Raw genomic sequence first — 11,912 nt, 5'->3', positions numbered from 1 at the left:
AGGGGTCTCGAAAGCAGCGCGTCATCGGCAGGGCTTTCTGCTGTTCCCCGGTCGAGCCGGATCTTCCAGAAAGGTGGTGTAGGGGTACGTCGAGTCGGCGTGGAAATTGATCCGGTGTCCGCGGACGGTGATCCACTGGGAGTCGGCCTTTATGCAAAGTGTCTGGCCACTTCTGAAGGTGAGTCGGTGAATCTGTTGATTGTTTTCCCGGCTGATTTCGTGACTGATCAAATCCAGCAGGTTGCTCAGGCCCAAGGGGGAGCCCGGCTGATTGATGGTCAGGCAACTGGAAGTATCTGCAGTAGTAGCAGTGCCCAGTGGGTGCTGGAAATAGTGGTATTCACTCAAGGTATGGCTCATGGCGGCTCCGTCGCTCAAGTGTGCGCGCCGAGTGTTGGGCCTGTTATTAGTCGGCGGCGCGCACAAAGGGGTCAAGTGTTTTAAGGGTGGGGCATATAGTTATAATTTATCTGCCTTCGCGGTGTTTGAAAGCGCACGAGGACAAATAGGACTTTCAGGATCTCGAGCCGTCTATTCAACGGTTTTGGCGCGGTGCGGAACCGTTGACGGACGCTTTTCAATATTGGGAGTTGCGAGGCTTTTTAATGAGCGGGCAAGGGATATTTAAAGTCAGGGGATGTTAGTCATTGCCAGGACGCCAATCAAGCCACGCAGATGTTGAATTTTGTTACATGAGCACGGCATTGGTGAGCGGTAGTTTTTCTGGTTATTTCGAGTAGTGGGATGTCAGATAAAACAATGTCAGTGTTTTCTGTATTGTCGGGTTAATTTATATACAGGGATAAGTCGTTCAGACGTCGTTTTCATTGTTCCTTGTTTTGGCACTTCTGTTATGCAGTAGCGTAATACTTCAACCAGACATCATACCCCCGCAGGAGCAACCGCTCGGTACTGCCGCGGGTGAGGCTCTATTTTCAAAAATATTTGCAACGGTCTGTAACGGGCGGCATCGACCGCTCTCTAGTGCCATGTCGAGACTGAACATTCGGTTCGGACCGATACCCCTAACGCACTTCGAGGATAACAACCATGTCGATCAAAACCGCCGCTGCTGGTGCCGCGCTCGCTCTCGCCGCCGCCACTCTGTTCGCCGGTGTCGTCACCCAGGCGTCGGCCGCCGATGCCCAGGTTCACTGCTACGGCGTCAATGCTTGCAAAGGCCAGAATGACTGCAAGACCAAGGACCACGCCTGCAAAGGCATGGGCTCCTGTAAAGGCCAGGGCTTCAAGGCCATGACCCAGGCTGCTTGTGACAAAGCGGGTGGCAAAGTCGGCGAGTAACCGACACCCGAGTGCTCCCGCAGCGGCCAGTGCCCATGTCGCTGCGGACACTTTCGCAAGGAGTCCAGTATGTCAGTTTCCCATACCTGCCTGGGCTATGGCCTGGGGTTGCGCAGTCACTATCATCAGGAAATCCTCGAACAGTCGCCCGCGGTGGACTGGTTCGAGATCGTTTCCGAGAACTATCTGGTCCAGGGCGGCAAGGCGCTGTATTACCTGGATGCCATTGCCGAGCGGTATCCGCTGGTGATGCATGGTGTGTCGCTGTCCATCGGCGGGCCCCATGAACTGGACAGGCAATACCTCGAACAGCTCCGACGGCTGGCCGCACGGATCAAACCGGCGTGGATTTCCGATCATCTGTGCTGGAGCCGCGGCAACGCTCATCAATTGCATGACTTGCTGCCGCTGCCGTATACCGAAGAAAGCCTGTATTACGTCGCGGCCCGTGTCCGCCAGGTGCAGGACGTGCTGCAACAACCGCTGGTGCTGGAGAATGTCTCCAGTTATGTGCGGGTCGCGACCGATGAGTTCTCCGAATGGGAGTTTCTCGAAGCCCTGAGCCGCCTGAGCGACTGCGAGCTGTTGCTGGATGTGAACAATGTCTATGTCAGCGCGCGCAATCACGGTTTTGATCCCTGGACCTTTATTCGCAGCCTGCCCGCGCGGAAGATCCGTCAATTGCACCTGGCCGGGCATGCCGATTATGGCGACTACGTGATCGACACCCATGATCATCCGGTCGCTGATCCGGTCTGGGCGCTCTATCAGCAGACCCTCGAACACCTGGGCCCGGTGGCGACTTTGCTGGAACGCGACGATCACTTCCCGCCGCTGGCCGAGCTGATGGATGAACTGGCCAAGGCCCGCGAACTGGGCCGGGTTGCCCTGGCCCGGAGGTCGTTATGCGCCTGAGCGACTGGCAGTTGGCCTTTGAACGTTATCTGCTGGGGGAGGGCATCACGGCCGACGCGGCATTGGGCGCCAGCCTGATCGGTGGGCCGACCCTGGATGTCGAGACCGGCCTGGCCATCTACCACAACGCCTACCGGGCCCGTTTGCAGGAAGCCCTGCGCGGCGACTTTCCCACGGTCTGGCACTGGCTGGGTGACGCTGAATTCGATGCGTTGAGCGCCGCGTACCTGCGTGAATGCCCATCGTCGCATTACAGCCTGCGCTGGCTGGGGGCTGGCTTCGAAGCTTTTGTCCGGCGCCATCTGGTGCCGGCCCAGGGTCTGCCTCTGGCGGAACTGATTCGCCTGGAGTGGGCCTTTACCCTGGCTTTCGATGCCTTGCCGGGCGTGCCCCTGACCCTGGAAGAGATGGCCAGCTTGCCGCTCGAGGCCTGGCCGACGCTGCGGTTGGAGCTGGTGCCTAGCGTCCAGTGGCTCAGTGGCCGGTTCAACAGCCTGGCGATGTGGCGAGCGGTGAAGGCCGAAGTACCATTGCCCGGCAGTCTCGAACTGCGACAGCCGCAGGTCTGCCTGGTCTGGCGTGCGGGCCTGGTCTGCCAGTATCGCAGCCTCGAGCCGGCGGAAGCTCGCGCCCTGGACGGTATGGTGCGGGATGGTTGGAGTTTTGCCGAGCTGTGCGTCGAACTGGCGGACACTTTCGGAGAGGGCGCGCCCTTGCAAGCGGTCAGTTGGCTCAAACAGTGGGTGAACGATGGTCTGGTCGGCCAATGCCGCACTCTTTGACGCACCCCACCAGGGCGCTGTCGGGCAAAACCTATAGTTAGAGTCTATGATCTTTATAGGCTGACAGTTCCGGTGAATGCGCTACCCTTAATTCAGACGTCTGAAACAAGGGGGATTACTCATGCTCGCGCAACTTCCACCGGCCTTACAGAATCTTCAGCTACCGCTTCGCCTGAGACTCTGGGACGGCCACGAAATCAATCTCGGGCCGATGCCCAGTGTCACGATCATTGTGAAGGACCCACAGTTGGTCGCGCAGTTCACACAACCCACGCTGGACCTGCTGGGCAGTGCCTTTGTCGAAGGGAAACTGGAGCTCGAGGGATCGATCAGCGACGTCGTGCGTGTCTGCGACGAACTGAGCCAGGCGTTGCTGGAGGATGAAGGGGACAATCCGCCGCCGCGACTGGCCCACGACAAGGAAACCGACGCTGCCTCCATCTCCTACCATTACGACCTTTCCAACGCTTTCTACCAGCTCTGGCTGGACCGCGACATGGTCTATTCCTGTGCCTACTTCGAACGTGACGATGCGACCCTCGAAGAGGCCCAGCAAGCCAAGTTCCGCCACCTGTGTCGAAAATTGCGCCTGCAGCCCGGCGAGTACCTGCTGGATGTCGGCTGCGGTTGGGGCGGGCTGGCTCGCTATGCGGCCCGGGAGTTCGGGGTCAAGGTGTTCGGTATCACCCTGAGCAAGGAACAGCTGGCGCTGGCGAAGGAACGGGTCGCCGCCGAGGGCCTGCAAGACAAGGTCGATCTGCAACTGCTCGATTATCGCGATTTGCCCCAGGACGGTCGCTTTGACAAGGTGGTCAGCGTCGGCATGTTCGAGCATGTCGGCCATGCCAACCTCAAGCAGTACTGTGAGATCCTGTTCGGTGCCGTGCGCGAAGGCGGCCTGGTGATGAACCATGGGATTACCGCCAAGTACACCGACGGGCGCCCGGTGGGACGCGGTGCCGGCGACTTTATCGATCGCTATGTGTTCCCTAATGGTGAGTTGCCACATCTGGCGATGATCTCCGCGCAAATCAGCGAGGCCGGCCTGGAAGTAGTCGATGTGGAGAGCCTGCGCCTGCATTACGCGCGGACCTTGGATCAGTGGAGCCAGCGTCTGGAAAACAACCTGGAGGCGGCGGGCCGCGAGGTGCCGGAACGAGCCCTGCGGATCTGGCGGCTATATCTGGCCGGTTGCGCCTACGCCTTTAAAAAAGGTTGGATCAACCTGCACCAGATCCTGGCGGTGAAACCCTTTGCCGACGGCAGTCACAACCTGCCCTGGACTCGCGAGGATATCTATCGCTGAGGACCTGCCACTGGATCGGCGGCGGGTCGCCATGGCATTTCTCTCCCGGCGGAAGCTGCCGTGCTGGGGAGGAATGCTCTGGTCGGAGGGCGGCCCCTCGGAGAAGGGGGACGCCATGGCTTCAGAGCGATCCCGCAAGTCTCTGGAGCTTATCCTTCATGCCAGCCTACAAAATCGGCGAGATCAACCGGGCGACCCGCATGCCGAGCTGTTGCAGGCGATGGGTTTTCCGGTTTTCGTCCTTGGCCACTTCATGGGCCAAGGCGAAGTCCTGCTCGAGCATCTGTTCCACTTCCCCGGCGAAGGTTTCGTCCACGGTCAGCAGCATCAGTTCGAAATTCAGCCGGAACGAGCGATTGTCCAGGTTCGCACTGCCGATGGCGCTGATTTCGTTGTCCACCAGCACGACCTTCTGATGCAGGAAGCCGGGGCGATAGCGAAACACCCGTACACCGGCGCGTACCGCTTCGAAGGCGTACAGGCTGGAGGCGGCGTAGACGACGCGGTGGTCGGGGCGTGACGGCAGCAGTAGGCGCACATCCACGCCGCGCAGTACCGCCAGGCGCAGGGCGGCGAACACCGCTTCATCCGGGATGAAGTAGGGGCTGGTGATCCAGACCCGTTCCCGGGCCGCGTGAATGGCTTCGACGAAGAACAGCGAACAGGTTTCCATCGGGTCGGCCGGGCCGCTGGCAAGCAACTGGCAGAGCACGCCGTCGTCCGGGTAGGATTCCGGCAGGATCAGCGGCGGCAACTTTCGCGAGACCCAGAACCAGTCTTCGGCGAACGATTCCTGCAAGCTGGTGACCACTGGGCCATTCACCTGCACATGGGTATCGCGCCAGGGCGACAGCGGCGGCATGGTTCCCAGGTACTCGTCGCCGACGTTGTGCCCGCCGACGAAGCCCACCAGGCCGTCGATCACCACCATCTTGCGATGGTTACGGAAATTCACCTGGAACCGGTTCAGCCAACCGCTGCGGGTGGCGAATGCGCGGATCTGCACACCGCCCTCGCGCAAGATATCGACATACTCGCGGGGCAGGGCATGGCTGCCGATCCGGTCGTACAACACATAGACCGCTACGCCCGCGGCGGCCTTTTCCAGCAGTTTTTTCTGCAGCCGTCGGCCGAGCTGGTCGTCGTGAATAATGAAAAACTGCACCAGAACCGCTTCCCGAGCCTGGTCGATGGCCTGGAAAATCGCCTCGAAGGTCGCTTCGCCATTGATCAGCAACAGCACCTGGTTATTGGCCAGGCACGGCGTGCGGCCCAGTTTCGGCATGGCCCGCAGCGACGCATAGGCCTGGGAACCGCGCGCGGCCAGGGCTTCTTCGACCCAGGGACGCCAGTTCAGGTCGGCGATGGCCTTGCGCATTTCCACGTTGGCCTGGCGCCTGGCCTTGATATAGGCGTCGAAGGTGCTCCGGCCGAAGACCAGGTAGGGAATCAGGGTCAGGTAAGGGATGAACATCAACGACAAGGCCCAGGCGATTGCGCCTTGGGCGGTGCGCACGGTCAACACGGCGTGGATGGCGGCGATCAGGCCAAGGGAATGAATCAGGGCAATCAGGTAGCCGAAAATATGCGGGCCAAAATAATCCATGGGCGATCCTGCTCAGGCGTCTTCAATGTCTAACAGACCATGTTCGGGCGTTATTGTCGCTATTTAATTCCTGACGCAACCCCTGCATGATTCTGACGTCTAAGACGAACCATTCTCTAGGAGCTACTCGATGAACCTTCGTCTGCCGGGCCTGGCCCTTGTCCTCGGCTCAATGATTCCCGCTGCCCAGGCGCAGGTGTTGCAACCGGGTTTGTGGGAGCTGACCTCCAGCAATGTGCAGGTCGAGAACCAACAGCTGGATGTGGGCATGCTGATGGGTGTGTTGAAACAGAACACTACCCCGGAGCAGCGCGCGGCGTTGGAAAAGCAGGGCGTCAACCTCGGTGGCGAGGGAGTGCGGGTGTGCCTGACGCCGCAACAGGTGGCCTCCGAGTCGATTCCCCTGACTGACCCGCAATCGGGTTGCAGCCAGCAGATCACCGAGCGCAACGGGCCGGACTGGAAATTCCGCTTCAGCTGTCCGAAAGCCCAGGGTGCCGGGGTTGCGCATTTTGTCAGTGACCGTGAGTTCAGCACCAAGGTCAGCGGTACCTTCAATGCCACCGGCATTCAGCAGAACGGTAGCATGGAAACCAAAGCGGTGTGGATGGGGCAGGATTGCGGGACCGTGAAGCCCCGCACCTGATACACGCTACAAACGCCGCCAGGCCTGCTGTAGGCGCCGGCTTGCCGGCGACGGCGCAGGCACGGGCGATGCGAGACTCAAGGGTCTCGTCGCCACGGATGATCGCGGTCCCGTCCAATCGACAAGGACGGCTGTACGGTCATTTGCTCAGTGCCGCATGCAGGGTGTTCATGTTGTATTCGAACAGGCCGGTAAAGGTGCTGGCCGGGCCTTCGGCGGCCAGGGCGTCGGAATACAGGGTGCCGCCGATCTGCGCGCCGCTTTCGTCGGCGATCTGCTGGAGCAGGCGGGCGTCCTTGATGTTTTCCATGAACACGGCCTTGACCTTGTCTTTGCGGATCTGTGTGATCAGCGCGGCGACTTCGGCGGCGGACGGCTCGCGTTCGGTGGACAGGCCCTGTGGTGCCATGAACTGGATGCCGTAGGCCTGGCCCAGGTAGCCGAAGGCGTCATGGGAGGTGACGATGCGCCGGTTACCGGCCGGCAGGTTGCCGAGCTTGATCTTGGCTTCGGCGAGCAGGCGGTAGATCTCTTTCAGGTAGGCCTGGCTGTTGCGGGTGTAGTCGCTCTTGTTGGCCGGGTCGACCTTGATCAGCGCCTTGGTGATGTTGTTCACATAGAGTTCGGCGTTGGCCAGGTTGTGCCAGGCGTGCGGGTCGGGAATGGTTTCGCCATCGTCCACCATGGTATGGGAAATCACGCCCTTGCTGGCGGTGACCACCGGTGCTTTGGTTTCGGTGCTGGTCACCAGGCGATCAAGCCAGGGTTCGAAACCCAGGCCGTTCTTGACGATCAGCTTGGCGTTGAGCAGCGCCTTGGCGTCATCCGGCGTGGGTTCGTAGGTATGGGCATCGGCGTCCGGGCCGACCATGCCGATAACCTCGATATGATTGCCGCCGATCTGTTGGGTGATGTCCTTGAGAATACTGAAGCTGGCGACCACCGGGAGCTTGTCCGCCGCCTGAGCGGTGGACAGGTTCAGCGACAAGGCCAGCACGGAGCTGAACAACACGAGTAAAGCGCGCATCGGATGACACCTCATTGGGATGTAAGCAAGGGCGGGCGGCGCAGCAAGCCATGCACTGGGCCGAAGATCACGGACAGCAGATAAAAGCCGCCTGCGACCAGCACGATGGATGGGCCGCTGGGCAGCGAGTAGTAGAACGACAGCAGTAATCCGAGCGTGACCGAGACGCAGCCGATCAGCGCCGCAATCGCCATCAACAGCGGCAGGTTGCGGCTCCAGAAGCGTGCGCAAATCGCCGGTAGCATCATCAGGCCGACCACCATCAGGGCGCCGATGGCTTGGAAACCGATCACCAGGTTCAGCACCACCAGGGTCAGGAACACGCCATGCGCCAGGGGGCCGAGACGGCTGACGGTTTGCAGGAACAGTGGGTCGAGGGTATCCAGCAGCAGCGGGCGATAGATGAGCGCCATCAACACCAGGCTGATGCCACAGACCCAGAGCATGCCGGTCAGGGTCGGGCCATCGACCGCCAGAGCCGAGCCGAACAGCAGGTGCAGCAGGTCCAGGCGTTTGCCGGCGATGCCGAGGATCAGCACGCCGCTGGCCAGGGAGATTGGGTAGATCGCCGCGAGGCTGGCGTCTTCGCGCAGACCGGTGCGGCGGGTAATCCAGGCCGAAAGCCCGGCCATGCCCATGCCGGCGCCAAGGCCGCCAAGCGTGAGGGCCGGTAGGCTCAGGCCGGCGACCCAGAAGCCCAGGGCGGCGCCGGGCAGGATGCCGTGGGCGACCGCGTCACCGATCAGGCTCATGCGCCGCAAAATCAGGAACACCCCCAGTGGCGCGGTACTGCAGGCCAGTACCAGCCCACCGAGCAACGCTCGGCGCATGAAGACGAAATCCTGAAACGGTTGCCACAGGTGGCTGGTGAACATCAGCATCAGGCCACCTGCGTAATGGGTTGCTGCACGATCAGCTCGGTGCTGGGCGCGAGGACGCAGCCGCTGCTCTTGATTCGCAAGGCGCGGGGAATATGTTGGCGCACGGCAGCCAGGTCATGGCAGACCACCACCAGGGTGCGACCGGCGGCGTGCCAGGCATGGATATGTTTCCACAGCAGGGCCTGGCCGTCCTCGTCGAGGGCCGCGTGGGGTTCGTCGAGCAACAGGATCGGTGCTTCGGCCAGACTCATGCGCGCCAGCAAGGCCCGCTGCAATTCGCCGCCGGACAAAGCCATCAATGGGCGCTGTTCCAGGCCGTTCAGACACCAGTCTGCCAGCACGGTTTGCAGGCGTTCGTTGCGTTGTCGCGGGGTTTGCTTGATGCCCCAGAACCCAGCGGCCACCAGCTCTTGAACGCTGATGGGAAACTGTCGGTCGAGGTGCTGTTGCTGCGGCAGGAACGACAGACTGCCACGCCGTGGAACCTCCAGGCTCACTTTGCCGGCCAGGGGTTTTTGCAGCCCCGCGATCACTTTCAACAGGCTGCTTTTACCGCTGCCGTTGGCACCGATCACGGCCGTCAGGCTGCCAGCGGCGAGTTCGAAATCCACCGCGGGTGTAAGGGGCTGGCCCGGGGCGCCCCAGCGCAGGCCTTGGCAGCGGATCATGCCTGCCTCCAGTTCCAGTGGCTTTCGGCCACGGCGTCATGGGCGTGCAAGCTTTCGGCGTGGACCACTCGCAGGTGGAAGCCGCTGATCGAATCCGAGCGCTTGAGCGCCAGGTTGAGACGGCGCGCCGCGTCTTCGCAGAACATCAGGTTCTGGCCGTTGGCGAGGGCGAAAGCTTGTTCGTCCGCGCGTTTCACTGCAGTCTGCACGGCGGTACCGAGGGCGGCCTCGGCATCGTTGATCAAGTCCTCGAAGGGAAATCGATAGGTTTTTTCATCCAGGCGAATCTGCAATTGTGCAATGCTGCGCTGGCTGTGAGGTGTGGCGACGACACCTTGCGGACCGCCGAGCCAGCTGAGGATGTCACTGTGTTCCAGAGGCTTGTCGGCGAAATCGACGATGAATTGCTGTTGGATCAACTGCCGGGCGAGGGCTGCGGAACACGGGCAGGTCGAGGAGTAGGCCACGTCAATTTTTAGTTCCACGTGGAACACTCCGTTGCTCAGTTCGCCTAAAACACTGACTGGATAGGTTTTCCAGCCTGCCAGCGGACTGACCAACGCCAGGCGTTTAAGCAGCAGGTCGCTATGGATGCGTAGGTACGCGTTGCTGGAAAGTCCTTCGTGGCTGTCGAGAAACTGTTGCAGCACTTCTCGGATCAGCGCGGGTGTCAGGTCCTCCTGTTCCAGTCGTTCCAGGGCCAGGTACAGACGTGACATATGAATACCCCGCGCTTCGCCATCGTCGAGGCTGACGCCGGCATCGGCTTTGGCACTGAGGCGGTGGCCGCCAATCGAGACCGGTAGAGCAATGCCGCACATGCCCACCCACTCAAGGGGCAGGGCTTGCCGGGATGACTGCGCGGCGATATCCGGCAGCGTCAACGCATTCATGGGCAGGTCCATCGTCGAAAATAAAATGACATGTTATATTATAACTATTCGCTCGACGATGCCTTTTTGCCGGGTTTTCACACAGCGACAACGAGTATGGATGCTCCCTTATCCGCGGTACCTGTTATGCATAGACGTCAGTTGCTCAACTTTTTATTGGCCGGTGCGGCGGTTCTGCCGTTCGGCTTGTCGGCGGCGCAGATCCAGAATGCGCGCCTGTGGCGCGATGGCAACAAGCTGCGGCTGGTGCTCGATCTCAGTGGGCCGATTCAATACAAGACCTTTTCCCTGACCTCACCCGAGCGGCTGATCATCGACCTGAGCGGCGCCAAGCTGACCGGTGATTTCCGACAATTGGCACTGAGCAACACGGTGATCCGCTCGATCCGTTCCGGGCATTTCGGCCAGGGCGATACGCGGCTGGTGTTGGACCTGGCCAGTCCGGTCCAGCTCAACAGCTTCCTGTTGCCGCCCGAAGGCACGCAGGGTCATCGCCTGGTCCTCGACCTGACCAGCAACGGCGCCGCCGCCGCGGCGCCGGCGACCCTCGCGGCGGCACCGGCGGTAGCAGCACCACCGGCGCAGCACGACGTGACGAGTGGCAAACCTCACCCCAAGCGCGACATCATGGTCGTGGTCGACCCTGGCCATGGCGGGAAAGACCCGGGGGCGGTGGGATCGAGAGGCGAGCGTGAGAAGGACGTGGTGCTGTCCATCGGCCGGTTGCTGGCCAAGCGCCTCAAGCGCGAGAAGGGCTTCGATGTGCGGTTGGTGCGCAACGACGACTTCTTCGTGCCCCTGCGCAAGCGGGTGGAGTTTTCCCGCAAGAACAAGGCCGACATGTTTATCTCGGTGCATGCCGATGCCGCGCCGCGCATCACCGCCTCGGGGGCGTCGGTGTTCGCCCTGTCGGAAGGCGGCGCGACATCGACCACGGCGCGGTTCATGGCCCAGCGTGAAAACGGTGCCGACTTGTTGGGCGCGCAGAGCCTGCTCAACCTCAAGGACAAGGACCCGATGCTGGCCGGGGTGATCCTCGACATGTCGATGAATGCCACCATCGCCTCCAGCCTGCAACTGGGGCACAGCGTGCTGGGCAGCCTGGAAGGCATCACCACCTTGCACCAGAGACGTGTGGAACAGGCTGGTTTTGCGGTACTGAAGTCGCCGGACGTGCCGTCGATCCTGGTGGAAACCGGGTTTATCTCGAATGCCCGCGACAGCCAGCGGCTGGTGACGTTGCGGCATCAGGAGGCGATTGCCGATGGCTTGTTCGCCGGGTTGAAGCGTTACTTCGAGAAGAACCCGCCACAGGACAGCTATATCGCCTGGCAGCAGCAGATGCAGGAGAGTTTGGTGTAGGACTGGCTGCACCACCGTTGTGTGGCTTGCCGGCGATGAGGCCGGCAAGTCCTGCATCGACTGTTCGGCCGCTATCGCCGGCAAGCCGGGCTCCTACAGTGGAGCGTGCGTTACCTGGGGATTGCCTAGCACCCCACCATCCGGTCGCAGACGAACTTCTTGCTCAACCCACCTGAACTGGAAAAGCGGTTCTGGGTGGTCCAGCCCACCCGCCGGCTGTAACCGACCCAGGCTTCTCCGTCCGAGGCTATCCCGGTGAAGAACGTCAGCTGCCCATAGCGGCTGCTGGTCTGCGCCCAGTAGCGCTTGCCGATCACTTCAAAGCCCTGCAGGTAAATCGTCTTGCCCTCGGTGGCGACGCCATAGGCGTTGCCCAGCCCATCCTTGCACGCCAGCAGGTTGGCGCTACGGGTACAGCTCGTCTGGGCCGCGGCGGGCACTTGGGCCGCGGCGCTCGCCGCCACCAGCAGCAAGGCCGACAGCAGATAGTTCAGGACAGGACGCATCGACACTCTCTTCAGCGG

Annotated in this window: 13 protein-coding genes; 6 read left to right on the top strand and 7 right to left on the bottom strand. The window is 61.3% G+C overall.

Annotated elements, in window-relative coordinates:
• Positions 1 to 21: 21 nt before the first annotated feature.
• Positions 22 to 360: a hypothetical protein gene (locus PFEN_RS24010; RefSeq protein ID WP_191489123.1), complete on the bottom strand. Its 339-nt coding sequence runs from the start codon at positions 358 to 360 to the stop codon at positions 22 to 24.
• A gap of 690 nt (positions 361 to 1,050) precedes the next feature.
• Here PFEN_RS24010 and PFEN_RS24005 point away from each other — a divergent pair.
• From PFEN_RS24005 to cfaB, 4 genes are all read left to right on the top strand, one after another.
• Entirely contained in the window at positions 1,051 to 1,302 is a 252-nt protein-coding gene (locus PFEN_RS24005; RefSeq protein ID WP_191489122.1) for a hypothetical protein, read from the top strand.
• A gap of 69 nt (positions 1,303 to 1,371) precedes the next feature.
• Positions 1,372 to 2,217: a DUF692 domain-containing protein gene (locus PFEN_RS24000; RefSeq protein ID WP_191489121.1), complete on the top strand. Its 846-nt coding sequence runs from the start codon at positions 1,372 to 1,374 to the stop codon at positions 2,215 to 2,217.
• Positions 2,208 to 2,999: a DNA-binding domain-containing protein gene (locus tag PFEN_RS23995; protein WP_191489120.1), complete on the top strand. Its 792-nt coding sequence runs from the start codon at positions 2,208 to 2,210 to the stop codon at positions 2,997 to 2,999. The genes PFEN_RS24000 and PFEN_RS23995 overlap by 10 nt, the downstream gene beginning before the upstream one ends.
• A gap of 121 nt (positions 3,000 to 3,120) precedes the next feature.
• Positions 3,121 to 4,305: a C17 cyclopropane fatty acid synthase CfaB gene (gene cfaB, locus PFEN_RS23990; protein ID WP_191489119.1), complete on the top strand. Its 1,185-nt coding sequence runs from the start codon at positions 3,121 to 3,123 to the stop codon at positions 4,303 to 4,305.
• A 166-nt stretch (positions 4,306 to 4,471) separates the two neighbouring features.
• On the opposite strand, the gene cls is transcribed toward cfaB, so the two are convergent.
• Positions 4,472 to 5,911, bottom strand: coding sequence for a cardiolipin synthase (gene cls / locus PFEN_RS23985; RefSeq protein WP_191489118.1), 1,440 nt, complete (start codon positions 5,909 to 5,911; stop codon positions 4,472 to 4,474).
• A gap of 130 nt (positions 5,912 to 6,041) precedes the next feature.
• Between cls and PFEN_RS23980 the strand changes: the two genes are divergently transcribed.
• Positions 6,042 to 6,557 carry a DUF3617 domain-containing protein gene (locus tag PFEN_RS23980; RefSeq protein WP_191489117.1) on the top strand — a complete coding sequence of 172 codons (516 nt, stop codon included), beginning with the start codon at positions 6,042 to 6,044 and terminating at the stop codon, positions 6,555 to 6,557.
• A 139-nt stretch (positions 6,558 to 6,696) separates the two neighbouring features.
• On the opposite strand, the gene PFEN_RS23975 is transcribed toward PFEN_RS23980, so the two are convergent.
• The 4 genes from PFEN_RS23975 to folE2 are packed head-to-tail and all read right to left on the bottom strand — an operon-like array spanning position 6,697 to position 10,026.
• Positions 6,697 to 7,584: a metal ABC transporter substrate-binding protein gene (locus PFEN_RS23975; protein ID WP_191489116.1), complete on the bottom strand. Its 888-nt coding sequence runs from the start codon at positions 7,582 to 7,584 to the stop codon at positions 6,697 to 6,699.
• Positions 7,585 to 7,595: 11 nt separating this feature from the next.
• Positions 7,596 to 8,465 (bottom strand): metal ABC transporter permease, encoded by an 870-nt coding sequence (locus PFEN_RS23970; RefSeq protein ID WP_412071477.1) that lies wholly within the window; start codon positions 8,463 to 8,465, stop codon positions 7,596 to 7,598.
• Complete coding sequence (locus PFEN_RS23965; protein WP_191489115.1) at positions 8,465 to 9,133, bottom strand: metal ABC transporter ATP-binding protein; 669 nt, start codon at positions 9,131 to 9,133, stop codon at positions 8,465 to 8,467. The genes PFEN_RS23970 and PFEN_RS23965 overlap by 1 nt, the downstream gene beginning before the upstream one ends.
• A complete protein-coding gene (gene folE2 / locus PFEN_RS23960; RefSeq protein WP_191489114.1) occupies positions 9,130 to 10,026 on the bottom strand; it encodes a GTP cyclohydrolase FolE2 in 897 nt (298 codons plus the stop codon). The genes PFEN_RS23965 and folE2 overlap by 4 nt, the downstream gene beginning before the upstream one ends.
• Positions 10,027 to 10,152: 126 nt before the next feature.
• Between folE2 and PFEN_RS23955 the strand changes: the two genes are divergently transcribed.
• Positions 10,153 to 11,388 (top strand): N-acetylmuramoyl-L-alanine amidase, encoded by a 1,236-nt coding sequence (locus PFEN_RS23955; RefSeq protein ID WP_191489113.1) that lies wholly within the window; start codon positions 10,153 to 10,155, stop codon positions 11,386 to 11,388.
• A gap of 125 nt (positions 11,389 to 11,513) precedes the next feature.
• Here PFEN_RS23955 and PFEN_RS23950 read toward each other — a convergent pair whose 3' ends face one another.
• A complete protein-coding gene (locus tag PFEN_RS23950; protein ID WP_191489112.1) occupies positions 11,514 to 11,894 on the bottom strand; it encodes a glutamine synthetase in 381 nt (126 codons plus the stop codon).
• Positions 11,895 to 11,912 lie beyond the last annotated feature (18 nt).

It is taken from the genome of Pseudomonas sp. FEN (assembly GCF_904067045.1).
Classification (GTDB): domain Bacteria; phylum Pseudomonadota; class Gammaproteobacteria; order Pseudomonadales; family Pseudomonadaceae; genus Aquipseudomonas.
Note: the sequence above shows the minus strand (reverse complement) of the source record. Positions and strands in the feature narration are given on the sequence as shown.

Excerpts from the sequence above, each read along its gene's own strand:
- PFEN_RS24010 (WP_191489123.1), bottom strand. The coding sequence starts at position 360 with ATGAGCCATACCTTGAGTGAATACCACTATTTCCAGCACCCACTGGGC.
- PFEN_RS24005 (WP_191489122.1), top strand. The coding sequence starts at position 1,051 with ATGTCGATCAAAACCGCCGCTGCTGGTGCCGCGCTCGCTCTCGCCGCC.
- PFEN_RS24000 (WP_191489121.1), top strand. The coding sequence starts at position 1,372 with ATGTCAGTTTCCCATACCTGCCTGGGCTATGGCCTGGGGTTGCGCAGT.
- PFEN_RS23995 (WP_191489120.1), top strand. The coding sequence starts at position 2,208 with ATGCGCCTGAGCGACTGGCAGTTGGCCTTTGAACGTTATCTGCTGGGG.
- cfaB (WP_191489119.1), top strand. The coding sequence starts at position 3,121 with ATGCTCGCGCAACTTCCACCGGCCTTACAGAATCTTCAGCTACCGCTT.
- cls (WP_191489118.1), bottom strand. The coding sequence starts at position 5,911 with ATGGATTATTTTGGCCCGCATATTTTCGGCTACCTGATTGCCCTGATT.
- PFEN_RS23980 (WP_191489117.1), top strand. The coding sequence starts at position 6,042 with ATGAACCTTCGTCTGCCGGGCCTGGCCCTTGTCCTCGGCTCAATGATT.
- PFEN_RS23975 (WP_191489116.1), bottom strand. The coding sequence starts at position 7,584 with ATGCGCGCTTTACTCGTGTTGTTCAGCTCCGTGCTGGCCTTGTCGCTG.
- PFEN_RS23970 (WP_412071477.1), bottom strand. The coding sequence starts at position 8,465 with ATGCTGATGTTCACCAGCCACCTGTGGCAACCGTTTCAGGATTTCGTC.
- PFEN_RS23965 (WP_191489115.1), bottom strand. The coding sequence starts at position 9,133 with ATGATCCGCTGCCAAGGCCTGCGCTGGGGCGCCCCGGGCCAGCCCCTT.
- folE2 (WP_191489114.1), bottom strand. The coding sequence starts at position 10,026 with ATGAATGCGTTGACGCTGCCGGATATCGCCGCGCAGTCATCCCGGCAA.
- PFEN_RS23955 (WP_191489113.1), top strand. The coding sequence starts at position 10,153 with ATGCATAGACGTCAGTTGCTCAACTTTTTATTGGCCGGTGCGGCGGTT.
- PFEN_RS23950 (WP_191489112.1), bottom strand. The coding sequence starts at position 11,894 with ATGCGTCCTGTCCTGAACTATCTGCTGTCGGCCTTGCTGCTGGTGGCG.